The sequence below is a fragment of the Pseudomonas sp. 25 R 14 genome, from assembly GCF_900004755.1.
GTDB classification, from domain to species: Bacteria; Pseudomonadota; Gammaproteobacteria; order Pseudomonadales; family Pseudomonadaceae; genus Aquipseudomonas; species Aquipseudomonas brenneri.
On the sequence record NZ_CVTS01000047.1, the window covers coordinates 86,202 to 109,146 of the forward strand.

A 22,945-nucleotide genomic window follows, 5' to 3' on the forward strand; every position below is an offset into this window, starting at 1 on the left:
TCGCGAGCAAGCTCGCCCCTGCAATCGAGATGCATGTCCAGCGATACACATCGATTTTGACTATCAAAAACGTAGCTATGCAGTTTTTCGAAATGTATGGTAAAAACTCTCCGCCGCCAGGGTTCTGGTGGCAACGTTCTCAGGGCGGGGTGCAATTCCCCACCGGCGGTAATTGCGCGCAATGCGCATAGCCCGCGAGCGCTTGGCGCCTCGAACTGCTCACGCAGGACGGCGCCAAGGTCAGCAGACCCGGTGTGATCCCGGGGCCGACGGTCATAGTCCGGATGAAGAGAGAACGGGATTGGCGCCTAAGGGCCGTGCGCGAGAAGTCATGCCTGGCATGATCGATTCGGCCGTACCCTTAAATCCCATTCGATTCATAACGCCCTGTTTTTTTCATAAACAGGAGTCAGAACATGCAACCCACCGCAATCGACAGCAAGAGCAAAAACCACCACGGTGAGCGCGTCGCGTTTATCCAGGCTTGCTGGCACAAAGATATTGTTGATCAAAGCCGTAAAGGCTTCCTCGCCGAAATGATCGCCCAGGGCTACCAGGAGTCGGATATCGATTTCTTTGAAGTCGGCGGCGCCTTTGAAATGCCCCTGCACGCCAAGCTGCTGGCCAAGTCCGGCCGTTACGCCGGTATCGTCGCGGCTGCCCTGGTGGTGGACGGCGGGATCTATCGCCATGAGTTCGTCGCGCAATCGGTGGTCAGCGGCCTGATGCAGGTGCAGCTGGAAACCGAAGTACCGGTGTTCTCCGTGTCCCTCACCCCGCACCACTTCCACGCAGGCAGCGAGCACCACAACTTCTTCTTTGAGCACTTTGTGCACAAGGGCAAGGAAGCTGCACAGACCTGTGCCGATACCCTGCACAAGATCCGTGCGATCCGCCGCAATGAGCCGCGGGCGGTAGCGGTTTAAGCGACACTGCAAAGCAAATGTGGGAGCGGGCTTGCTCGCTCCCACATTCGACCGAGTTAGTCTCGGGATTCAGGCCAGGCCAACATCCGTGGTTGGCACAATCAGGATCCCTGCCCGCAAGCCATTCTTGACCTTGGGGTTGGGGAAAATGATGCGTGCGCCCTCCTCTTCGATCACCCAGCGGGTCTTGGCGATGTCTTCCGCCAGCAGATAGCCCTTCTCCAGCTGCGAAAAATTCTCCACATCCGCCGGCAGGTGCAGGGTGAAGGCGTCGCTGTGCTTGATGATTTCCCGGGCCACGCTGAACAACTTCAGACCGTCCAGGCCCTCGGTCGCCGGCTCGTTGCCTTCAATGATCTGCTTGAGGCGGGTTTCCAGGCGCGAGACGTCCACGCCCTGGTTCTGCCCGAATGGCCGGGCCTTGCCCAACTCCAGGGTGAACGACTCGGCACCCAACTGTTCGTAGGTAAAAGCCGTGAAGGTGATGGAGGTCTTGTTCTGCAACAGCACCGCTTCCATCCCCGCCGCCCGCAGACGGGCCAGTTCGGCGCGGGAGTGCTGGCGCCCTTCCTTGAAAGGGTACAGGGCGAACTGCTCGATCTTCGAGCCACGAATCGCCGTATGCAGGTCGTAGTGCAAACGACTCCGCTCAGGCACGCTGAAGAAGGTACGCGCCAACTGTTCAAGCTCGGCCGCGCGCATCGCTTCCGGGCCGATGCTTTGTTCGTGACGGCCATTGAACAGCCGGTTGACGTCCTGTTCGAGGTAACGCTCGCCGCGACGCATGGCCTCGGGGTTGCCGAACAGGAACAGAATACGGGTGCGGGGCTTGATCTCCCCACGGGCAATGCCATGCAGCAAGCGGTCGGCCAATTCGATCGGCGCGGTTTCGTTGCCATGGATACCGGACGACAGCAGCACATCGGCGCCGTTGTCCCGGGCCTCAGGAGGCCGCACTTCGAGTGCGCCCTCACTGAGCCAGCGCATCTGCACGCCGTCGACAGTCAGTTGAATTTTTTGCGCCGGTTCGCGACCGGCGAGGGTCAGTTCAAGCAGTTTGCCGAGGGCGAGCATAAAGCAGCTTCCTTAGTGGTTGCAGCCTGGGCCGTGGACGTGATCGTCGTCATCACCTTCAACGTCGGCCGGTTCCATTTCCAGTTGCAGGCTCATCAGGTTGGTGGCCAGGGGGCGCATCAGCAGGTTGGCGTATTCGGCGTCACCTTCTTCCACGTCCACGCCGATCAGCAATTGGCCACGGCCGTCGTGCTGGATCCAGATTTCCTTGCCCTGCCACACCACCGCGACGCGGGTGCAGGAAGTTTCCAGCTGGGTGCCGTCGGTGTCTTCAAGGATCAGCTTCAGGGTATCGGTGGTCATATAGAGGTCTCAGCCGTGTGGCGTTAATTGATCTGGAAAGGATAAACCGAGCCCAGTTTAAGGATTTGCGTCAGTTCATCCAATGCCGTACGGCACTCAAGCAGCAACTGCGGGTCAGCCAGGTCGGTTTCGCGCAGGCTGTCGCGGTAGTGCTTGCCGACCCACTGGGTCAACGTTTCGTACAGCGGTGCTGTCATGATAACCCCTGGATTGACCGCCGCCAGTTCGGTTTCCTTCAACGCCACGCGCAGGCGCAGGCATGCCGGGCCACCGCCGTTCTGCATGCTTTGCTTGAGGTTGAAGACTTTCACTTCAGCGATCGGTCCGCCAGAGCTGGTCAGGCCTTGCAGGTACTGCCAGACGCGCTCGTTGTTGCGGCACTCCTCGGGCACGATCAACAGCATCGAACCGTCGGCGCGGGTCAGCAACTGGCTGTTGAACAGGTAGGAACGCACCGCGTCTTCCACGCTGACCAGGGCCCGTGGCACGCAGATCGCCTGGAAGTTGCCGCCGACCTGGCCCAGCTTGGCCTGCAGCTCGGCGAGCATCTGCTCGGTATTGAGGAACGCATCCTCGTGATAGAACAGCACTTCGCCGTTGCCCACCGCGATCACATCGTTGTGGAACACTCCAGCGTCGATCACGGCCGGGTTCTGCTGACCGTAGACCACCCCGCCATCCTGCAGGCCGTGCAAGCGCGCAACGGCCTGGGACGCTTCGAGGGTCTGGCGCGCCGGGTACTTTTGTGGCGCCGGGTAACGGGTGTCGAACGCACTGCGGCCGAACACGAAAAACTCTACGCCCGCCTCGCCATATTCGCGGCAAAAACGCGTGTGGTTGGCCGCGCCTTCATCACCGAACTGCGCCACCGCCGGCAACGCGGCGTGGTGGGCGAAGTGCTGCTGATCGGCAAACATCGCCCCCAGCACGCGGCTGGTGGTCGGGTGTTCGATGCTGCGATGGTATTTGCAGTTGAGGTTGGCGGCGGTGAAATGCACGCGGCCATCCGCTGTGTCGGCACTCGGGCTGACGGTCGCGGCGTTGGCCACCCACATGCTCGATGCCGAGCAACTGGCCACCAGCAACGGCATGGCGTGCTTCGCCGCCTGCTGGATCACCTGGGCGTCGGTACCGGCAAAGCCAAGGCTGCGCAGTGCGGCGACGTCAGGACGTTCCTGGGGGGCGAGCACGCCTTGCACAAACCCCATTTCCATCAGGGCTTTCATTTTCGCCAGGCCCTGCAGCGCCGCCTCCCTGGGGTTGGAAGACTGCTGGCTGTTGCTCTGGGATGCGACGTTGCCGTAGGACAGACCGCCGTAGTTATGGGTCGGCCCCACGAGACCGTCAAAATTGACTTCACAGGATTTCATCGGCGAGGCTCCACGAACATCTGTTTTTATAAACAATCTTCATCACACCACAGATCGAATGTGGGAGCGGGCTTGCTCGCGAAGGCGGCGGACCAGTTACCTAATCTATCAACTGACAGACCGCATTCGCGAGCAAGCCCGCTCCCACATTTTTAGATCAGCGTAATGCCAGGGGTGAGGGTTGCTGGCAGCACCAAACTCGGGGTCTCCAACGACGCCACCGGGTACGCGCAGTAGTCCGCCGCGTAATAAGCACTGGCGCGATGATTGCCCGACGCCCCGACCCCACCAAATGGCGCAGTGCTCGCCGCGCCGGTCAGTTGTTTGTTCCAGTTGACGATACCGGCACGGCTTTGCAGCCAGAACTGCTGGTAGCGCGCCTCGGAGTCCGACAACAGACCCGCGGCCAGACCGTATTGGGTGTTGTTGGCCTCGGCAATCGCCGCTTCAAAACCGGCGTAGCGAACCACTTGCAGCAACGGGCCGAACAACTCTTCGTCTTCGCGTTCGGTCACAGCCGTCACGTCGATAATGCCCGGCGTCAACAACGCCGCCTGCGCCTGGGGCTGGGTCATTTCCAGCAGCGCCACGGCACCGTTGGCCAGCATCAGTTCCTGGGCATCCATCAAGGCCTTGGCCGCAGCCAGGGAGATCACCGAGCCCATGAACGGCGGCGGCTGCTGGTCGAATGCACCCACTGCAATCGTCGCGCTGACAGCAACCAGGCGCGCCAGCAGGGCATCACCCCAGGCGCCTTCCGGCACCAACAGGCGCCGGGCACAGGTGCAGCGCTGGCCGGCAGAGATGAACGCAGACTGAATGATGGTGTAGACCGCCGCGTCAACATCCGCCACTTCATCCACCACCAGCGGATTGTTGCCGCCCATCTCCAGCGCCAGGATCTTGTCCGGACGCCCGGCGAATTGCTGGTGCAGGTGGTTGCCGGTGCGGCTGGAGCCGGTGAAGAACAGACCGTCGATGCCCGGGTTGGAAGCCAGGGCAATCCCGGTCTCCCGCGCGCCTTGCAGCAGGTTCAACACGCCCGCAGGCAGGCCGGCTTCGACCCAGCACTGCACCGTCAGCTCGGCCACTTTAGGGGTCAGCTCGCTCGGTTTGAACAACACGGTATTACCCGCCAGCAACGCCGGGACGATATGCCCGTTAGGCAAGTGGCCAGGGAAGTTATAAGGGCCGAACACCGCGACCACGCCATGGGGCTTGTGGCGCAACACGGCGGTGGCGTCGCCCAACGGGCCGCTCTTCTCGCCGGTACGTTCACGGTAGCTCTGCACCGAGATCGCGATTTTATTGGCCATGCTGGTGACTTCGGTGGCCGATTCCCACAGCGGCTTGCCGGTTTCCTCGCCGATGCAACGGGCGATTTCTTCGGCGCGGCTTTTCAAGGTCGCGGCAAAGGTTTCCAGCACGCTGATGCGTTCGTCCAGCGAGCGCGTGGCCCAGGCCGGGAATGCCTGGCGGGCGGCCTGCACGGCGGACTCAACCTGCTCGACAGTGGCGCCATTGCCGGCCCAGATCACTTGCTGGGTTACTGGGTTCAGCGACTCAAAATGCTCCCCCTGACCCGCCAGCCAGTTCCCTGCGATATACAACGAATTCATTATTTCGACTCCCGGGCAGCAGACAACGGTACGGCACGCACTTGATCACCCGCCACCAGTTGCAGGCGCTTGGCGGTCAGCGGATCGACCACCAGGGTGCCGGCAGCCAGGCGCGCCGGTGCGGCGGTGATGCGGCACTCTTCACGTTTACGGTTATGCATCAGGAACGGCGTGGCGTCGTCCCCCGGCGTGCCGATGGCCAGCACCAGTGCCTGGCTGTCACGCACCGCGCGGATCTTGCTGGTCTCACATTCCACCGCAGGGCCCGCGTCGAAGATATCGACGTAACCCTGGTAGCTGAAGCCTTCGCTCTTGAGCATGCTCAAGGCCGGCTCGGTGTCCGGGTGGACCTTGCCGATCACGTTGCGCGCGTCCTCGGACAAGAAGCAGGTGTACAGCGGGAACTTGGGCATCAGCTCAGCGATAAACGCCTTGTTGCCTACACCGGTGAGGTAGTCGGCCTGGCTGAACTCCATCTTGAAGAAGTGCCGGCCCAGGCTTTCCCAGAACGGCGAGCGCCCGGCATCGTTGGACACGCCGCGCATCTCGGCAATGATCTTGCTGCCGAACAACTGCGGGAACTCGGCAATGAACAGCATCCGCGCCTTGGCCAACATGCGTCCGTTGAGGCCGTTGCGGTAGTCAGCATGCAGGAACAACGAGCACAGCTCGGAGTTGCCGGTCAGGTCGTTGGCCAGGAACAGCGTAGGGATCTCGCGATAGATGTTCAGCTCCTGGGAGGCGCTGACCGTCAAACCGACCCGGAAGTTGTACCACGGCTCACGCAGGCCGACGGCGCCGGCAATGGCGGAAATCCCCACCACGCGGCCTTCGTCGTTTTCCAGCACGAACAGGTAGTCGGCATCACCACGCCCGGCTTCGCCGCGAAAGGTCTTTTCAGCCCAGCCCACCCGGTGGGTCAGGCGCTCTTCGTTGGCCGGCAAAGTGGTGAGACCGGTGCCGGTGCTGCGCGCCAACTCAATCAGGGCCGGTAAATCGCTGCTGCGTACAGGACGAACGATCATGCTATCTCCTCAGACGGGCCGCTGGTTCCAGCCACCCGCGAAACTCTGCTTTTTAAACCGCTACCAGACGCACACTGGCGCCTTCGCCGACGCCCAGGGCTTCGGCTGCTTCCAGGTCCAGGGTCACTGGCTTGCCTGGCGCGTAGTCCAGTTCCAGCATTACCGCACGGTAATCCTGCAACTGCGCGTTGCTCACCAGGTACTGGCGGCCCACGCCCTTGACCATCTCGCCGATCTTCACCGGCACCACGCGGCTCTGGGCAATCGAGCGAATCCCCGAGACCCGTGCATGCAGCGTCGGGCCGCCATCGAAGATGTCGATGTAGTGGTCAGTCTCAAAGCCTTCGCGCATCAGGATGTCGAAGGTGATCTGCGCTCGCGGGTGTACCTGGCCCATGGCTTCCTGGGCTTCGTCCGGCAGCAGCGGCACGTAGATCGGGTAATGGGGCATCAGTTCGGCGAGGAAGGTCCGGCTCTTCAACCCGCACAGGCGCTCGGCGGCGGCGTAGTTGAGATCGAAGAAATTGCGGCCGATGGCGTCCCAGAACGGCGAATCGCCATTCTCGTCGCTATAGCCGACAATCTCGGTCACCACCGAGTCGGCAAAGCGCTCGGGGTGGCTGGCGACAAACAACAGGCGGCCACGGGAGTTGAGCTCGGACCAGGCCGACCCCACCAGCTCCGGCACCACATAGAAACTGGTCAGCAAGCTGTTGCCGGTCAGGTCATGGCACTGGGACAGGACGTGGATCTTGTTGTGGATCTTCAGTTCGCGGGACGCATGGACGAAGGTCTCGTTGCGAAAGCTGTAGAACGGCTCGGAATAACCCGCAGAGGCAACGATGGCCGAACAGCCCACCAGCTTGCCGGCAACCGTGTCTTCAAGGACAAAGAAATAGCTTTCTTCACCGTTGAAACTCACTTCGGCGGCGAAGGATGCTTCGCTTGCCGCAATCTTGTCGCTCAGGCGCTCGACATCATCCGGCAAGGAAGTGACACCAATCGGGCTGTCCGCAGCCAGACGCTGTACCTCGCCCAGATCAGCCATTTGCGCGGGGCGCATCACCAGCATGGTGTCACTCCTTAAAATCCATAATTAAAAACAGGGGGGCTCAAAACCTCTGTAGGAGCGAGCTTGCTCGCGAAGACCCCAAGAACACCGCGGGGCATCACGTGCCCCGCGTTATCGTTAACGATTTTCGCGAGCAAGCTCGCTCCTACAGAAGGGCAAATCAGGCTTGCGTGAGTGTTTTTACAGCACGTTCAAAACGATCCAGGCCTTCAGTGATATCCGCATCTTCCACCACCAGGCTCGGGGCAAAACGCACCACGTCCGGGCCGGCTTGCAGGATCATCAGGTTTTCACGCTCACAGGCGTTGAACACGTCCTTGGCCTTGCCTTTGAAGGCATCGCTCAATACGCAGCCAATCAACAGGCCCATGCCACGTACCTGGGTGAAGATGCCGTATTTCTCGCCAATCTGCTCCAGGCGCGCCTTGAACAGGTCGTGCTTGGCATTGACGCCGGCCAGCACCTCAGGGGTGTTGATCACGTCGATCACCGCTTCGCCCACGGCACACGCCAGCGGGTTACCGCCATAGGTGGTGCCGTGCGTACCGACCACCAGGTGCTTGGCCAGTGCCTCAGTGGTCAACATCGCCGCAATCGGGAAACCACCGCCCAGGCTCTTGGCGCTGGTGAGGATGTCCGGCACCACGCCGTAATGCTGATAAGCAAACAGGTTGCCAGTACGGCCCATGCCGGTCTGCACTTCGTCGAACACCAGCAACGCATTGTTGGCATCGCACAGATCGCGAGCACCTTGCAGGTACTCAAGCTCTGCCGGCAGTACGCCGCCCTCGCCCTGGATCGGTTCCAGCACCACGGCGCAGGTCTTGTCCGACACGGCGGCTTTCAGCGCAGCCAGGTCGTTGTAAGGAACGTGGGTAATGCCGGTGATTTTAGGACCGAAGCCATCGGAGTACTTGGACTGGCCACCCACGTTGACGGTGAACAGGGTACGGCCGTGGAAGCTGTTGAGCGCGGCGATGATCTCGTATTTCTCACTGCCGAAACGGTCGAACGCCACGCGACGGGCCAGCTTGAAGGCGGCCTCGTTGGCTTCGGCGCCGGAGTTGCAGAAGAACACACGCTCGGCAAAGGTGGCGTCGATCAGCTTATGGGCCAGGCGCAGGGCCGGCTCGTTGGTGAAGACGTTGGAGACGTGCCACAGTTTGTTGGCCTGTGCGGTCAGTGCACCCACCAGCGCCGGGTGGGCATGGCCCAGCACGTTAACTGCGATGCCGCCGGCAAAGTCGATCAGCTCGCGACCCGCCTGGTCCCACACGCGCGAACCTTCGCCACGCACAGGGATGAATGCGGCAGGTGCGTAGTTGGGCACCATGACTTGGTCGAAATCGGCACGTTGCACCGGGGCTTGCTCAACGGACATCGGAGTCTCCTGAAGAGGAACGCCTGCCTGGAACTGGCGGGCGATGCAGGGATTGTAAGGACAGTTTTCAGCGCGGCCTTGCCGCCAAGCGACAACTTCTTATAGCGCCAACCCGCGTTTTTCGCGGGTTTACGCCAATGCGACAAATAGCTTCGCAAAGGCGCAGTTTAAACAGATGACAGGGGTTTGCGGCAGTGCCGTGGGATTTTTCGCCCAATGGGCAAACCAAGGGCTTAGCCGCGCTCGGACGGCACCGACGACAATTCAAACGGGCTACTGCTGCGTCGCTGGTTGCGATCTTCCCGTGGCGTGGCGCCAAAGAAGTTGCGGTAGGCACTGGAGAAATGCGGCCCCGAGGAGAAGCCGCATGACAGACCAATCTGGATGATCGACTTGCTGGTTTGCATGAGCATCTGGCGGGCCTTGTTCAGGCGCAGTTCCAGGTAGTACTGGCTGGGAACGCGGTTGAGGTATTGCTTGAAGATTCGCTCCAGTTGGCGTCGCGACACGCACACATGCTGGGCAATTTCGTCGGTGGTCAGCGGCTCTTCGATATTGGCTTCCATCAGCAACACCGCCTGGGTCAGCTTCGGATGGCTGGAGCCCAGGCGGTTTTGCAGCGGAATACGCTGGCGCTCGCCGCCTTCTCGGATGCGCTCCACCACCAGCTCTTCGGAGACCGCGCCGGCCAGTTCGGCGCCGTGATCACGGGCCAGGACCGCCAGCAACAGGTCGAGTACCGACATGCCGCCGCAGGCGCTCAGGCGGTCACGGTCCCAATCAAACAGATGACTGGTGGCGATGACCTTGGGAAAGCGCTCGGCAAAGTCGTCCTGCCAGCGCCAGTGCACGGCGGCGCGATAACCATCGAGCAGACCCAGCTGCGCCAACGGGTAGACCCCGGCCGACAAACCACCAATGACACACCCGGCACGCACCAGTTGCTTGAGGGCGGAACCGAGTTGCGAGGCGATGACGGTAGGCGGCTCATCGGCCAGCAGGAACAGTTTCTGAAAACCTTCCAGCTTGCCGGCCCAGGGTTCGCCAGGCAATTTCCACTCACCCTCGATCGGTGGCTCGGCTTGCAGGAACGACACCTCGTAGACCACATCCGGATGCACCCGCTGGGCAACGCGCAAGGCCTCCTCAGCCAGCGCAAGCGTCAGGGCTTTAGTGCTGGGCCAAATCAGGAAACCGATGCGATGGGCTGTCATGGAAGGCTATCCGAAACGAAAAACGGCAATGAAGACAAGGGCCAATGCTAGCCCGTAAACAAACATAATCCACTGCAGGAGCGAGCTTGCTCGCGAAAAACCCAAGACCGCCACGGGGTATCAGGCGCCCCGCATTATCGTTAACGCTCTTCGCGAGCAAGCTCGCTCCTACAGGGGGGTGAAGCATGCACTATTTCAGTGCGCAAAAGCAGCGCTGGTTATTTCAAGCTACCGGACAGGAACTGCTGCAACCGCTCGGACTGCGGGTTGACCAGCACTTCGCGCGGGTTGCCTCGCTCTTCGACAATGCCTTTGTGCAGGAACACCAACTGGTTGGACACTTCACGGGCAAAGCCCATTTCGTGGGTAACTACCACCATGGTCCGACCTTCCAGGGCCAGGTCCTGCATGACTTTCAAAACTTCGCCGACCAGCTCCGGGTCAAGGGCCGAGGTTGGCTCGTCAAACAGCATCACCTCAGGCTCCATCGCCAACGCACGGGCAATCGCCACACGCTGCTGCTCGCCACCGGACATATGGCCGGGGAACGCATCCTTGCGATGGGCCACGCCAACTTTGGCCAGGTAGTGCTCGGCCTTCTCACGGGCGTCTTTTTTCGACATACCCAACACATGCACGGGTGCTTCCATGACGTTTTCCAGCGCAGTCATGTGCGACCACAGGTTGAAATGCTGGAACACCATCGACAGGCGCGAACGCATACGCTGCAGCTGTTTCGGATCGGCAGCCTTCATGGCACCGTCCTTGTTGGCCACCAGCTTCAGCTCTTCGTTATTGAGCAGGATCTTGCCGGCATGCGGCTGCTCCAGCAGGTTGATGCAGCGCAAAAAGGTACTTTTGCCCGAACCACTGGAGCCGATGATGCTGATCACATCACCGGCCGCGGCGGCCAGGGACACCCCTTTGAGCACTTCATGACTGCCATAGCGTTTATGCAGGTCTTGGACTTCAAGTTTGTACATGCGGTCGGTTCTCACAAAAACAGTTGGTCAGTCGTTGAGCAAGCGCCCGTGACGCAGCGCTTCGCGCCCCGCCACCTTGGCCAGCCAGAAACCCGCTTGGGCATAACGTAGCCGTTCAACGGCAAACAACACCCCCGACGTGCCGGCGCAGACGATGCTGACGCGGTCGGCCAGGGGATCAATCACTTCAAAAATCGGCTCGCCGGTTTCTACCCAGTCACCCGCTTTACGCAGGTAACTGATCACCCCGGCGTGGGGTGCAAACAGCAGCTCAGTGCCTTCGAAGGGCACGCCTTCGCAGGGCTCGTGTTGCGGTGCCGGCCACTCACCACGGATCAGGCCTTGCTCGGCAAGGAACGCAAGAATGCCTTCGGCGTGGAAGATCGCCTCATCGCGGCCCGTATCGGCCTGGCCACCCAGCTCCAGGGTCGTCGCCAGGCACGCCAGGGGAACCTGCGCCCCAGGGAACGCCCGAGACAGGCGCAGCCATGGCAGCGAGCAAGCCTCATCAAACGAGCTGCCGCCCGAGTCTTCCGCCAAGAGGCCGACTTTCACATGCAAATGCGCCGACAACGAACGCCACTGCGGCCAGTGCTGGGGCAGCGCGTACATGTGCAGCGCGGCTTCGGCGTCGCAGTGCAAGTCGAGGACGATATCGGCAGTACAGGCATGGCCGAGCAATACCCGCTGCATGCCTTGCAGTTGGCTGCTCGGCTCGGGCAGTGCATTGAGCGTATCGGTCATTGCCTGGCGGATCATGCGCACATTGGCGTGGGGATCATCGCCCAGGCGGCCTTCGAGCAGTCGTGCAACCGGCTCGCTCAACTCAACGAAATCGCGGTTGAAGTTCTTGCCCGTGCCCACCTCGAAACGCCCCTGGTGCGCGCCTTGCAGCAACTGGCCCAGGCCCATCGGGTTGGCCACCGGCACCAGCTCGATCACCCCGTTGAGGGCACCCTGCTGCTCCAGTTCGGCCAGGCGTTTTTTCAGCTCCCAGGCCGCGCGCATCCCCGGCAACTCATCGGCATGCAGGCTGGCCTGGATATACGCCTTGCGCTCGCCGTGACCGAAACGGAATACCGTCAGCTGGCGCTCGCAACCCAGGTGCCCCCAGGGCAGTACGTGATCGATGCGTTCCATATCAATGCTTCCGTGGCGCCAGGTAGCTCAACCAGCGACGCTCGGCCAGCTTGAACAGGCGCACCAGGATGAACGTCAGGCACAGGTAGAACACGCCGGCGGTGATATAGGCTTCGAACGGCAAGTAGTACTGCGCGTTCACTGTACGCGCGGCGCCGGTGATGTCGATCAGGGTGACGATGGAGGCCAGGCTGGTGGTCTGCAACATCATGATCACTTCGTTGCTGTACTGCGGCAGCGCCCGGCGCAGGGCCGATGGCAGCAGGATCCGGCGATACAGCTTGTAGCGCGACATGCCCATGGCCTTGGCTGCTTCAATCTCGCCATGGGGCGTGGCCTTGAGGCTGCCGGCGATGATTTCGGCGGTGTAGGCGCTGGTGTTGATGGCAAAGGCCAAGCACGCACAGAAGGTCGCGCTGGACAGCCATGGCCAGAGGAAACTCTCGCGCACCGCTTCGAACTGGGCCAGGCCGTAGTAGATCAAGAACAACTGCACCAGCATCGGCGTGCCGCGGATCACGTAGGTATAGAGCCAGGCCGCGCCATTGATCAAAGGCTGCTTGGAAACCCGCATCAGCCCCAGGGGCACGGCGGCGAGCAGGCCGAAGAACAGCGAGATCAACAGCAATTTGAGGGTGGTCAGCAGGCCGCCAAGGTACAGCGGCATGGCCTCCCAGATGACGTTGTAGTCGAAGATCATAGATCAGCCGCCTTTACGCCTACCGAGTAGCGCTTCTCAAGATAACGCAGGGCCAGCAACGAGACGCTGGTGATCACCAGGTACATCGCCGCCACCGCGAGGAAGAAGGTAAAAGGTTCGCGGGTGGCATCTGCCGCCTGCTTGGCCTTGAACATCATGTCTTGCAGGCCCACCACCGAAATCAGCGCAGTGGCCTTGGTCAATACCAGCCAGTTGTTGGTAAAACCGGGGATTGCCAGCCGAATCATCTGCGGCACCATCACCTGGAAAAACACCTGGAACGGGCTCATGCCATAGGCCATGCCCGCTTCGGCCTGGCCCTTGGGGATGGCCATGAACGCACCACGGAAGGTTTCCGACAGGTACGCGCCAAAGATGAAACCCAGGGTGCCGATACCGGCGGCCAAGGGGTTCAAGTCAATATAGTCATCGTAGCCCAGTAGCGGCGCGACGCGGTTGAGCAGGTCCTGGCCGCCGTAGAAAATCAGCAGGATCAGCACCAGGTCGGGGATCCCGCGGATCACCGTGGAGTACAGGTCACCCAGCCAAGCCAGCCAGCGTACCGGCGACAGGCGCAATGCGACCCCGATCAGACCCAGAACAATGGCCAAGGCCATGGACGACAAGGCGAGCTGAAGCGTCAACCATGCGCCATCGAGGATAACGGCCCCGTAGCCTTTCAACATGATTCAGGTCCTCGAAAAGGCGGATGAAAAAATGGCGCAAACTTCAGAGACCCTGGTGCTTGCGCCATTCTGGACAGACAACTGCGAAGGTTTACTTGGCGTCAGCGCCGTAAATATCGAAGTTGAAATACTTTTTCTCGATTTCTTTGTACTTGCCATTGGCGCGGATCGCGGCGATGGCCGCGTTGATGCGGTCCAGGTTGACCTTGTCGCCTTTACGTACCGCGATACCGATGCCGTCGCCGAAGTATTTGGCGTCGGTGAACGCAGGACCTACGAACGCGTAGCCCTTGCCTGAGTCGGTCTTCAGGAAACCGTCTTCGAGCAGGGTCGCATCAGCCACGGTGCCATCAAGGCGACCGGCAGCCACGTCCAGGTAGATTTCGTTCTGCGTGCTGTAAGGAACGATGGTCGCACCTTTAGGCGCCAGGACTTCCTTGGCGAAACGATCGTGGATCGAACCGCGCTGTACGCCGATCTTCTTGTCCTTGAGCTCAACCAGGCTGTCGCTGACGGTCACGCTGTCCTTCATCACCAGGCGTGCCGGGGTCAGGTAGTAGCGGTTGGTGAAGTCCACGGACTTCTTGCGGTCATCAGTGATGGACATGGACGACAGGATCGCGTCGATCTTGCGCACCTTGAGGGCCGGGATCAGGCCGTCGAATTCTTGCTCGACCCAGGTGCACTTGACCTTCATCTCTTCGCACAGGGCGTTGCCGATGTCGTAGTCAAAACCGACGATGTTGCCGTCCGGCGCCTTCGAGGCAAACGGAGGGTAGGCTGCTTCGATACCAATTTTCAGCGGCTTCTCTTCAGCGAAGGCCTGCATGGACAGCACGGACAGCGCCAGGGCGCCCAACAGCACGAGTTTCTTCATCTTGGGACTCCATCGGTATAGGACAAAAACAGCAGTATGAGCCATGGCCCACGATGCGACTGAGTGAAACCGAATAGCGGTGCTGCGTCCTACACCAGTTCAACACGGCGACGACGAGCGAGTGATCGGCATTCTAACGACAGGCCGGAAGCCGATATTTCCTCAATGCGACAACAATTTACAGAAGCACCGAGAAAGCGACTCCAACACATTGACAGCCTCTGCTTTTTATGCAGAGACAAAAGATATTAAACCTATTAACGCTGCAAATTGCGGGCCTATTATTCGCAAACCCTTCTATTCCGGCAAGTGTAGCGTTTGATCTTATTTTGCCGGGTGTCTAAAACGGGTGTTTTCAGGGCGCTGATGTAGCACTTTGCCTCATGTTTGGGCGCAAGGTTACACATTTGCACCGCTGGGTAACATTCAGAAATGCCCTACGAGATAAACCGATATTTATTGGCTTGGCGCTGAGAGCGGTCTGTCAGCTACCCCACCCCATTTGAAACTGACCCACCGCTATCGCAGGTAAGCCAGCTCCCACATCGATCCTATTTCATATTCAAATTCCCACAAAAAAGCCCCACCCGGCCTACACCGAATGGGGCTTGGTCCCACAAACCCGCTTACGCGACGTTCATGGTCTTGTGGGTATCAATCAAATGCTGCACCACGCTTGGATCGGCCAAGGTGGAGATATCACCCAACCCGTCATACTCGGCGGTGGCAATCTTGCGCAGTATGCGGCGCATGATTTTCCCCGAACGGGTCTTCGGCAAACCGGGCGCCCACTGGATCACATCCGGCGAAGCAATCGGGCCGATCTCCTTGCGCACCCAGTTCTTCAGTTCCAGGCGCAGCGCTTCGGTCGGCTCCTCACCGTTTTTCAGGGTGACATACACATAGATGCCCTGGCCCTTGATGTCGTGCGGCACACCGACCACGGCCGCTTCGGTGACTTTCGGGTGGGCAACCATGGCGCTTTCGATCTCGGCGGTGCCCATGCGGTGCCCGGAAACGTTGAGCACGTCATCCACGCGGCCGGTGATCCACCAGTAGCCATCTTCGTCGCGACGCGCACCGTCGCCAGTGAAATACATACCGCGGAAGGTCTTGAAGTAGGTGTCGACGAACCGGTCATGGTCTCCATACAACGTACGCGCCTGGCCCGGCCACGAATCGAGGATCACCAGGTTGCCTTCGGCGGCGCCCTCGATGATGTTGCCCAGGTTATCCACCAACGCCGGTACCACGCCGAAGAACGGACGTGCCGCCGAACCCGGCTTGAGGGCGTGGGCCCCCGGCAATGGGCTCATCAGGGTTGCGCCGGTTTCGGTCTGCCACCAGGTATCGACAATCGGGCAACGGGATTGGCCGACGTTCTTGTAGTACCAGTCCCACGCTTCCGGGTTAATCGGCTCACCCACCGAACCCAACAGGCGCAAGCTGCTGCCATCGGTGCCTTCGCAGGCGGCGGTGCCGGAAGCCATCATCGCGCGGATCGCGGTCGGTGCGGTGTAGAGGATGTTGACCTTGTGCTTATCGACGATTTTCCCCACCCGCGTGATATCCGGGTAGTTCGGCACACCTTCGAACAGCAGCGTGGTCGCGCCATTGGCCAGCGGGCCGTAGACGATATAGGTGTGGCCAGTGACCCAGCCGACGTCGGCGGTGCACCAGTAGACTTCGCCCGGGCGGTAGTCGAACACGCGCTCGTGGGTCAGGGCCGCGTACAACAGGTAGCCGCCGGTGGTGTGCTGCACACCCTTGGGCTTGCCGGTGGAACCGGAGGTATAAAGGATGAACAACGCTTCTTCGGCGCCCATCTCTTTTGGCGCGCAGACGGTGCCCGCCACTTTCATCAGGTCTTCGTACCAGATGTCGCGATGCTGGTTCCACTTGATCTGGCCATTGGTGCGCTTGCACACGATGACTTTCTGAATGCTGCTGGTTTCCGGGTTGGTCAGCGCGTCGTCGACGTTGGCCTTGAGCGGCACCTTCTTGCCAGCACGAATACCTTCGTCGGCGGTGATCACCACTTTGGATTTGCAGTCGATGATGCGACCGGCCAGGGCCTCTGGCGAGAAACCGCCAAACACCACCGAGTGAATCGCACCGATGCGGGTACAGGCCAGCATGGCGACCACGGCTTCGGGAATCATCGGCATATAGATGGTCACCACGTCGCCGCGATGCACATCCTGGCCACGCAGGGCGTTGGCGAACTTGCAGACTTGTTCATGCAGCTCGCGGTAGGTGATGGTGCGGCTCTCGGAAGGGTCGTCGCCCTCCCAGATGATCGCTGCCTGGTCGCCGCGCTCGGCGAGGTGACGGTCCAGACAGTTGTAGGAAACGTTGAGGGTGCCGTCAGCAAACCACTTGATATCGACATGGTGGTCGTCGAACGAGGTCTGCTTGACCGTGGTGAAAGGCTTGATCCAGTCAAGGCGCTTGGCTTGTTCGCGCCAGAAGCCGTCGGGGTTGACCACCGACTGCTGGTACATGGCCTTGTAGGTCGCCTCGTCAGTCAGCGTGTTGGCTGCTACTTCGGGGCGAACGGGGTACAGGGAAGCCGCACTCATCTTTCTTACCTCGGTGACTATAGTTGTTGTTGTATGGCCCTGTTGTAGCCGGGGCAGGCCTATAGAACCATTCGACGATGGTAGTAACAAGCCCCTACAAATTGCCCTGATATGCCCTTTAAACGCTCTGGCCCGTGGCCTGTAGCGCGTTTTGCTGTGCAGGAAAAAACCTCTGTCGTGGATTGTTACGAAAACCACCAAAAGTGTTTATCAAAAGTACGGGTATATGAATATAACCCAGGCGCCTAAAATCAACCTCGCCAACCAGGCACCGCGATTAACCAAGTTACAGCCCCCACGAAGGCACGTTAATCCGAACTCTCTACTCAAGTTACACACGTGGCCTCACAAGGGCCCCGTGCCCCCCCCTTCGACTGTAAAAAGGTAAATTGGAAATGAAAGCTTTATTAGTTATGGCCCTTGCCAGCCTGTGCGCTACCGCAGCCCTGGCCGACGAGATCCCGACTGACGTAGCCAGCCAGAGCACCGCTATTGTTGAGGAATACACCTACACCACTGACCTGGATATTGCCAAGGTCGTGTCCATGAGTTCCATCCCGAATGTCTGCGAAGTTGTTCCAGCTCGCATGGAATATGAAGACCACCAAGGCCAGCGGCATATTCTTAATTACAAAGTCATGGGCAATGGTTGCTCTAACGGTTAATGACTTAGTTAGTTAAAAACTATCCAGGCACTGTTCGCCGCAAGGAATCGTTCTTGCGGCAAAGTCAGGTATTCGCTCCTCCCCTCTCGCTTGAACCGAATGCTACGATTGTGGCGTTGCCACCTCCGCCGCAAGGCAGGATAGGTTCATGAGAGCCAGTTTCGAGAAAATCCCCACCGAGGCCAATACCTCCTGGACCCTGTTGAACAGGCGCCTGGCACAGGCGATCCCGTTTGAATGGCATCACCACCCCGAGTACGAACTGACCCTCACCCTCAACAGCCGTGGGCACCGCTATATCAGCAATGACGTGGCGCTGTACGATGATGGCGACCTGGTACTGGTGGGTCCGAACGTTCCCCATAGCTGGTCTTCGGCCGAGACGATCGACCCGGCCAAACCGCACATCGCCCTGGTCATCTGGTTTTCCGAAGCCTGGGCCGATTCATTGGTGAAACTGTTCCCGGAAATGGCCGCGACCCGTGCCTTGCTCACGGCCGCGCAGCATGCACTGAGTTTCAGTGACGCTACCTCGCGCGCACTGCGCCCGGTGATCGAGGCCATGGTGGAGCAAGATGCTTCCCAGCGCCTGATCTCGCTGTTGACCGTGCTCAACACCCTGTCGCGGGATGTCGCAGCGCAGCGTATCGCCGTGCAAAACACGCCTCATATTATTGAAGATGCGCGCATCCGCCGGGTCCTGGACTACCTGCACGGCCACTATGCCCAGCCCCTGAGCATTCCTGAGCTGGCACAAATGGCCTGCGTCAGCGTTTCGGCCTTCCATCGCATGTTCCGTCGACACACACGATGCACAGCTTTGGACTACATCGTCCGGCTACGCATCGGACACGCCTGTGCCCTACTGATGCAAGGCAACCTGGCCGTCAGCACCATCGCCGAACAGGTGGGTTACGCGTCCCAGGCCCTGTTCAACCGGCAGTTCAAGGCCCACAAAGGCATGACACCTTCAGACTTCCGTGGCCGGCACGGGCATCACTTCCAGTAACAGCGGACCAGCCTGATTCTTCTGCCTCACCTTAAATAAACGCCACAATCGTATTACTCAACGCTGCAAATGAGGCTGCCGCCCAGGCAGGCCAAAGTGATTCCATACCTGCATGAATAATAAAAATGCAGGCCAGCCCATGAGCAACTACCAGACCTTCGCAAGCGCCGAACTGCCAGCCGACCACAAGCGCAACATCGTCGCCATGAAAAAGGCGCTGCGCGCGCAGATCGGCGACGTGCCGGCGCTATTTGCCGAAGTCAGCACCTTTATCGCCACGGAAATTGCTTCGATCAAGGCCCAGCAAGCCCTGACCGGCTCCGCCTGGCCCGAACTCGACTTCGCCACCATCGCCAACGGCCAGGTCAGCGAAGCACAACGCGCGCTGATCAAGCGCCGAGGCTGCCTGGTTATCCGCAATCATTTCCCCAGGCAGCAAGTGCTGGGGTGGGACAAAAGCCTGCTGGACTACCTGGATAACAACCTGTTCGACGCGGTTTACCGCGGGCCTGCCGATAATTTTTTCGGCAACCTTGAGGCCTCGCGCCCGGAAATTTTCCCGATCTACTGGTCCGACGCCCAGATGCAACTGCGCCAGCACGAACGCATGGGCAGCGCCCAGTCATTCCTGAACCGCCTGTGGACGGTCGACTCCCACGGCCAGCAGTGGTTCGACCCAGATACCAACGCCCTGTATCCGGATCGCGTACGACGTCGCCCGCCCGGCACCACGTCCAAGGGCCTGGGCCCGCACACCGATTCCGGAGCGCTGGAACGCTGGCTGCACCCGGCCTACCTGAAAGTGTTCGAAAAGATTTACCACAACGACTTCAAGTCCTACGACCCGTGGGACGCCGCTTATCGCACCGAAGTCGATGAATATGCCTACCCGGGCACCAAATGTTCGGCCTTCCGTACCTTCCAGGGCTGGACCGCGTTGTGTGACATGAGCGCCGATCAGGGCGTGCTGCATACCCTGCCGATCCCCAAGGCCATGGCCTACTTGCTGCTGCGCCCACTGCTCGAAGACGTCCCCGAAGATGAACTGTGCGGCGTTGCGCCGGGCAAGGTGCTGCCCATCCTGGAGCAATGGCACCCGCTGCTGGTCCAGGGCATGACGCCAATCCCGGACGTGCAGGCCGGCGATTCGGTGTGGTGGCACTGCGATGTAGTCCACAGCGTCGCCCCCGTTGAAAACCAACAGGGTTGGGGCAACGTGATGTACGTACCCGCCGCACCCATGTGTCCGAAAAACCTGCGTTATGCCAAGGATGTACTGCGGACATTCGAGCAAGGCATCTCGCCAGATGACTTCCCCCGTGAGGACTACGAAAAACACTGGAACGATCGCTTCATGAAATCGCAACTGAACGCCTTTGGCCGCAAAGGACTGGGGCTGGAATAACCTCCTCCTTCTCACCACAAAAACAAAAAGGGTCACCCCATGAAAACCCTCAATCACCTTGCCGTTGCCATCTCCCTCGCCAGCCTCTGCACATTCGCCGCCCATGGCGCCGAGAGCAAAGGCAGCGTTGAAGTCGTGCATTACTGGACCTCGGGCGGGGAAGCCAAATCGGCGGACGTGCTCAAGCAACTGATCGAAAAAGATGGTTTCACCTGGCAAAACAGTGCCGTGGCCGGTGGCGGTGGTGCAGCCGCCATGACCGTACTCAAGACCCGCGCCGTGTCCGGCAACCCGCCCTCTGCCGCGCAGATCAAGGGCCCGGATATCCAGGAATGGGGCAACTTGGGCTTGCTGGCCAGCATCGACGAGGTGGCCAAGGCGAACAACTGGAATAGCCTGCTGCCCGAAAGCATCGCCAGTCTCATGAAATATGACGGGCACTATGTTGCCGTGCCGCTGAATATCCACCGCATCAATTGGCTATGGACCAACCCCGAGGTACTCAGAAAAGCCGGGGTCGCCAAAGCCCCCACCACTCTGGAAGAGCTGTATGCCGCGGGCGATAAGCTCAAGGCAGCGGGCTTCATTGCGATTGCCCATGGTGGCCAACCCTGGCAGGACACCACGGTATTTGAAGGGTTGGTGCTGAGTATCCTCGGCGCAGACGGCTTCAAGAAAGCCTTCATTGACCATGACGAAGCCACATTGACCGGCGCAAAAATGACAGACGTGTTTAGCGCCCTGCGCAGATTGAAGTCCTATATGGACCCCGACGGCGCCGGGCAGGACTGGAATCTCGAAACGGCCAAAGTCATCAACGGTCGGGCCGGCATGCAGATCATGGGCGACTGGGCCAAGAGTGAATGGACGGCGGCCGGCAAAAAGGCTGGCATCGACTACGAATGCGTGCCCTTCCCCGGTTCACAAGGGGTCTACAGCTACACCATCGACTCGCTGGCCATGTTCAAGCTGTCGAGCAAAAATGACACGCCCGGCAATAATGCTGCGCGCGATGACTTGGCCAAGATCGCGCTGGAGCCGCAATTCCAGTACATCTTCAATCAGAACAAAGGCTCTATCCCAGTGGTCAAGGGCCTGGACATGAGCCAGTTCGATAGCTGCGCCCAGGCTTCGGCCAAGGATTTTGCCGACGCTGAAAAAGCCGGCACCCTGGCGCCCAGCATGGCATTCAATATGTCTACCTCGCAGGCTGTGCAAGGCGCGGTCTTCGATGTGATCAGCCATTTTATGAGCGACAAAAACGCCGATCCGGCCAAAGCGGGCAGCCAGCTGTTTGCCAGTATCAAAGCGGCTGCCCAGTAGCGTTGGCCGCCCGCTCCTTGCGCCGTTTGGCGCAAGGACTTTGTGTCCAATCCACACTCCGATTGTTTAAGGCCGGGCCTTCAGAAACGCCGGCTATCGCCTGTCAAAAAAATCCTAGCCTGATAAACCCCCGTAAACTCGCGCTCTGGCCTCAAATGCCGTCATTTTGACCTTCGACTGAGGCCATCCGCCGCAACACAAAGCCAAATTTTTCCCTATAATGCGCGGGTAAATCGGGCCTGCAATATCCCTTTACATGGGATCACGAGCCAGACCTGAGGCCCCGCAGGAGTACGACACCGTCGCTCCGCCCCTCAGGCCTCAAGCAGAACACCCGTAGCCCATTGCGTTTAATGCCTGCGCGAGCTGTTGCAACAAACGATTCCTTAAAGATCCACCGCGGCCCCTGGGCCGTGTGAACACCCAACCATCCGGTTTCACACGGGCACCATTGGCCCTCACGCAGGAGACGACACGTCATGCTGAGCTGGGACGAATTCGACAAAGAAGAAGAAGGCGAAGTAGCCGCTAAAGGCGCCAACGCCGGCCACGCCACCGAAGCCAACATGGACCGCCTCGACGGTGCCGGCGCTGCCGCCGCCATCGAAGCCCGCGCCGTCACCGCCAATGACTCCGCCGCCATCGTGCGGGCCAAGGCTGCCCTGGACAAACTCGACGTCGCCGAAGGCCTCGCCGAGCTCGAAGGCGCCAGCGCCCGTGTCGCCGTTGACGAAAAGCGCATGATCAACTGCCGCGCCGACCTCAACCAACTCGTGCCGTTCAAGTACGACTGGGCCTGGCAGAAATACCTCGACGGCTGCGCCAACCACTGGATGCCGCAAGAGGTCAACATGACCGCCGACATCGCCCTGTGGAAAAACCCCGAGGGCCTGACCGACGACGAACGTCGCATCGTCATGCGCAACCTGGGCTTCTTCTCCACCGCCGACTCCCTGGTCGCCAACAACCTGGTCCTGGCCGTATACCGCCTGATCACCAACCCGGAGTGCCGCCAGTACATCCTGCGCCAGGCCTTCGAAGAGGCGATCCACACCCACGCCTACCAGTACTGCATCGAATCGCTGGCCATGGATGAAGGCGAGATCTTCAACATGTACCACGAGATCCCATCGGTCGCTAAAAAAGCCGCCTGGGGCCTGAAGTACACCCGTTCGATCTCCGATCCGAAGTTCGAAACCGGCACCGTCGACACCGACAAGGAACTGCTGCGCAACCTCGTCGCCTACTACTGCGTACTGGAAGGCATCTTCTTCTACTGCGGCTTCACCCAGATCCTGTCCATGGGCCGTCGCAACAAAATGACCGGAGTGGCCGAGCAGTTCCAGTACATCCTGCGCGATGAGTCGATGCACCTGAACTTCGGTATCGACGTGATCAACCAGATCAAAATCGAAAACCCACATTTGTGGGATGCCGAGATGAAGGAAGAAGCGACCCAAATGATCCTGCAAGGGACCCAGTTGGAGATCGAATACGCACGCGACACCATGCCGCGCGGCGTGCTGGGCATGAACGCGGCGATGATGGAGGACTACCTCAAATTCATCGCCAACCGTCGCCTGTCGCAGAT

At 60.0% G+C, this 22,945-nt stretch carries 20 protein-coding genes, 2 pseudogenes and 1 riboswitch; of the genes and pseudogenes, 6 read left to right on the plus strand and 16 right to left on the minus strand.

The features are described 5' to 3' along the window. Positions 1–131 precede the first annotated feature (131 nt). Positions 132–301: riboswitch (FMN riboswitch) on the plus strand. A 115-nt stretch (positions 302–416) separates the two neighbouring features. Then, positions 417–926, plus strand: a complete 510-nt coding sequence (locus BFQ03_RS16475) for a 6,7-dimethyl-8-ribityllumazine synthase (protein ID WP_032861575.1) — start codon at positions 417–419, stop codon at positions 924–926. A gap of 69 nt (positions 927–995) precedes the next feature. On the opposite strand, the gene astE is transcribed toward BFQ03_RS16475, so the two are convergent. The 16 genes and pseudogenes from astE to acs all read right to left on the minus strand — a co-directional run bounded on the left by astE (position 996) and on the right by acs (position 16,952). Beyond that, positions 996–2,000, minus strand: coding sequence for a succinylglutamate desuccinylase (gene astE / locus BFQ03_RS16480; protein WP_065943572.1), 1,005 nt, complete (start codon positions 1,998–2,000; stop codon positions 996–998). A 12-nt stretch (positions 2,001–2,012) separates the two neighbouring features. Further along, positions 2,013–2,303, minus strand: a complete 291-nt coding sequence (locus BFQ03_RS16485; RefSeq protein ID WP_003214319.1) for a hypothetical protein — start codon at positions 2,301–2,303, stop codon at positions 2,013–2,015. Positions 2,304–2,326: 23 nt separating this feature from the next. After that, complete coding sequence (astB, locus tag BFQ03_RS16490) at positions 2,327–3,673, minus strand: N-succinylarginine dihydrolase (RefSeq protein ID WP_065943573.1); 1,347 nt, start codon at positions 3,671–3,673, stop codon at positions 2,327–2,329. A 152-nt stretch (positions 3,674–3,825) separates the two neighbouring features. Further along, the gene (astD, locus tag BFQ03_RS16495; protein WP_162276357.1) at positions 3,826–5,295 is read right to left on the minus strand and encodes a succinylglutamate-semialdehyde dehydrogenase; all 1,470 of its coding nucleotides are present in this window, start codon (positions 5,293–5,295) and stop codon (positions 3,826–3,828) included. Continuing rightward, positions 5,292–6,317, minus strand: a complete 1,026-nt coding sequence (gene astA / locus BFQ03_RS16500; protein ID WP_032861579.1) for an arginine N-succinyltransferase — start codon at positions 6,315–6,317, stop codon at positions 5,292–5,294. The genes astD and astA overlap by 4 nt, the downstream gene beginning before the upstream one ends. A gap of 52 nt (positions 6,318–6,369) precedes the next feature. After that, the gene (gene aruF / locus BFQ03_RS16505; protein WP_032861580.1) at positions 6,370–7,389 is read right to left on the minus strand and encodes an arginine/ornithine succinyltransferase subunit alpha; all 1,020 of its coding nucleotides are present in this window, start codon (positions 7,387–7,389) and stop codon (positions 6,370–6,372) included. A 50-nt stretch (positions 7,390–7,439) separates the two neighbouring features. After that, positions 7,440–7,550, minus strand: a pseudogene (locus BFQ03_RS30695) (outer membrane lipoprotein carrier protein LolA); the annotation flags it as partial. Further along, positions 7,550–8,770 (minus strand): aspartate aminotransferase family protein, encoded by a 1,221-nt coding sequence (locus BFQ03_RS16510; protein ID WP_032861581.1) that lies wholly within the window; start codon positions 8,768–8,770, stop codon positions 7,550–7,552. The gene BFQ03_RS16510 and the pseudogene BFQ03_RS30695, both read right to left, overlap by 1 nt. 233 nt (positions 8,771–9,003) lie before the next feature. Further along, positions 9,004–9,984 carry a transcriptional regulator ArgR gene (argR, locus tag BFQ03_RS16515; RefSeq protein ID WP_065943575.1) on the minus strand — a complete coding sequence of 327 codons (981 nt, stop codon included), beginning with the start codon at positions 9,982–9,984 and terminating at the stop codon, positions 9,004–9,006. A 70-nt stretch (positions 9,985–10,054) separates the two neighbouring features. Continuing rightward, a pseudogene (locus tag BFQ03_RS30700) lies at positions 10,055–10,171 on the minus strand (outer membrane lipoprotein carrier protein LolA); the annotation flags it as partial. A gap of 31 nt (positions 10,172–10,202) precedes the next feature. Beyond that, positions 10,203–10,967, minus strand: a complete 765-nt coding sequence (locus BFQ03_RS16520; RefSeq protein ID WP_029294441.1) for an ABC transporter ATP-binding protein — start codon at positions 10,965–10,967, stop codon at positions 10,203–10,205. A 27-nt stretch (positions 10,968–10,994) separates the two neighbouring features. Further along, positions 10,995–12,107, minus strand: coding sequence for a succinylglutamate desuccinylase/aspartoacylase family protein (locus tag BFQ03_RS16525; RefSeq protein WP_065943576.1), 1,113 nt, complete (start codon positions 12,105–12,107; stop codon positions 10,995–10,997). 1 nt (position 12,108) lies between these two features. Then, positions 12,109–12,807, minus strand: coding sequence for an ABC transporter permease (locus tag BFQ03_RS16530; RefSeq protein WP_032861585.1), 699 nt, complete (start codon positions 12,805–12,807; stop codon positions 12,109–12,111). Continuing rightward, positions 12,804–13,493 (minus strand): ABC transporter permease, encoded by a 690-nt coding sequence (locus BFQ03_RS16535; protein ID WP_065943577.1) that lies wholly within the window; start codon positions 13,491–13,493, stop codon positions 12,804–12,806. Before BFQ03_RS16535 ends, BFQ03_RS16530 begins: the two co-directional genes overlap by 4 nt. A 91-nt stretch (positions 13,494–13,584) precedes the next feature. Next, the gene (locus BFQ03_RS16540; RefSeq protein WP_032861586.1) at positions 13,585–14,370 is read right to left on the minus strand and encodes an ABC transporter substrate-binding protein; all 786 of its coding nucleotides are present in this window, start codon (positions 14,368–14,370) and stop codon (positions 13,585–13,587) included. A gap of 626 nt (positions 14,371–14,996) precedes the next feature. Further along, positions 14,997–16,952 carry an acetate--CoA ligase gene (gene acs / locus BFQ03_RS16545; protein WP_029294430.1) on the minus strand — a complete coding sequence of 652 codons (1,956 nt, stop codon included), beginning with the start codon at positions 16,950–16,952 and terminating at the stop codon, positions 14,997–14,999. A gap of 395 nt (positions 16,953–17,347) precedes the next feature. On the opposite strand from acs, the gene BFQ03_RS16550 reads away from it, so the two are divergent. The 5 genes from BFQ03_RS16550 to BFQ03_RS16570 form a co-directional block, all read left to right on the plus strand. Continuing rightward, entirely contained in the window at positions 17,348–17,617 is a 270-nt protein-coding gene (locus tag BFQ03_RS16550) for a DUF2790 domain-containing protein (protein WP_032861587.1), read from the plus strand. 148 nt (positions 17,618–17,765) lie between these two features. Beyond that, positions 17,766–18,626 carry a helix-turn-helix domain-containing protein gene (locus tag BFQ03_RS16555; RefSeq protein ID WP_032861588.1) on the plus strand — a complete coding sequence of 287 codons (861 nt, stop codon included), beginning with the start codon at positions 17,766–17,768 and terminating at the stop codon, positions 18,624–18,626. A 139-nt stretch (positions 18,627–18,765) separates the two neighbouring features. Beyond that, on the plus strand, positions 18,766–20,031 hold the full coding sequence (locus tag BFQ03_RS16560) for a DUF1479 domain-containing protein (protein WP_065943578.1): 1,266 nt from the start codon (positions 18,766–18,768) through the stop codon (positions 20,029–20,031). Positions 20,032–20,070: 39 nt separating this feature from the next. Further along, positions 20,071–21,354 carry an ABC transporter substrate-binding protein gene (locus BFQ03_RS16565; protein ID WP_065943579.1) on the plus strand — a complete coding sequence of 428 codons (1,284 nt, stop codon included), beginning with the start codon at positions 20,071–20,073 and terminating at the stop codon, positions 21,352–21,354. Positions 21,355–21,833: 479 nt separating this feature from the next. Next, positions 21,834–22,945 (plus strand): ribonucleotide-diphosphate reductase subunit beta (locus BFQ03_RS16570; RefSeq protein WP_065943580.1); only part of this gene is annotated, 1,112 nt, incomplete at its 3' end.

Bases quoted from the DNA above. Each gene is read 5' to 3' on its own strand.
- BFQ03_RS16475 (WP_032861575.1), top strand. From the start codon at position 417: ATGCAACCCACCGCAATCGACAGCAAGAGCAAAAACCACCACGGTGAG.
- astE (WP_065943572.1), bottom strand. From the start codon at position 2,000: ATGCTCGCCCTCGGCAAACTGCTTGAACTGACCCTCGCCGGTCGCGAA.
- BFQ03_RS16485 (WP_003214319.1), bottom strand. From the start codon at position 2,303: ATGACCACCGATACCCTGAAGCTGATCCTTGAAGACACCGACGGCACC.
- astB (WP_065943573.1), bottom strand. From the start codon at position 3,673: ATGAAATCCTGTGAAGTCAATTTTGACGGTCTCGTGGGGCCGACCCAT.
- astA (WP_032861579.1), bottom strand. From the start codon at position 6,317: ATGATCGTTCGTCCTGTACGCAGCAGCGATTTACCGGCCCTGATTGAG.
- aruF (WP_032861580.1), bottom strand. From the start codon at position 7,389: ATGCTGGTGATGCGCCCCGCGCAAATGGCTGATCTGGGCGAGGTACAG.
- BFQ03_RS16510 (WP_032861581.1), bottom strand. From the start codon at position 8,770: ATGTCCGTTGAGCAAGCCCCGGTGCAACGTGCCGATTTCGACCAAGTC.
- argR (WP_065943575.1), bottom strand. From the start codon at position 9,984: ATGACAGCCCATCGCATCGGTTTCCTGATTTGGCCCAGCACTAAAGCC.
- BFQ03_RS16520 (WP_029294441.1), bottom strand. From the start codon at position 10,967: ATGTACAAACTTGAAGTCCAAGACCTGCATAAACGCTATGGCAGTCAT.
- BFQ03_RS16525 (WP_065943576.1), bottom strand. From the start codon at position 12,107: ATGGAACGCATCGATCACGTACTGCCCTGGGGGCACCTGGGTTGCGAG.
- BFQ03_RS16530 (WP_032861585.1), bottom strand. From the start codon at position 12,807: ATGATCTTCGACTACAACGTCATCTGGGAGGCCATGCCGCTGTACCTT.
- BFQ03_RS16535 (WP_065943577.1), bottom strand. From the start codon at position 13,493: ATGTTGAAAGGCTACGGGGCCGTTATCCTCGATGGCGCATGGTTGACG.
- BFQ03_RS16540 (WP_032861586.1), bottom strand. From the start codon at position 14,370: ATGAAGAAACTCGTGCTGTTGGGCGCCCTGGCGCTGTCCGTGCTGTCC.
- acs (WP_029294430.1), bottom strand. From the start codon at position 16,952: ATGAGTGCGGCTTCCCTGTACCCCGTTCGCCCCGAAGTAGCAGCCAAC.
- BFQ03_RS16550 (WP_032861587.1), top strand. From the start codon at position 17,348: ATGAAAGCTTTATTAGTTATGGCCCTTGCCAGCCTGTGCGCTACCGCA.
- BFQ03_RS16555 (WP_032861588.1), top strand. From the start codon at position 17,766: ATGAGAGCCAGTTTCGAGAAAATCCCCACCGAGGCCAATACCTCCTGG.
- BFQ03_RS16560 (WP_065943578.1), top strand. From the start codon at position 18,766: ATGAGCAACTACCAGACCTTCGCAAGCGCCGAACTGCCAGCCGACCAC.
- BFQ03_RS16565 (WP_065943579.1), top strand. From the start codon at position 20,071: ATGAAAACCCTCAATCACCTTGCCGTTGCCATCTCCCTCGCCAGCCTC.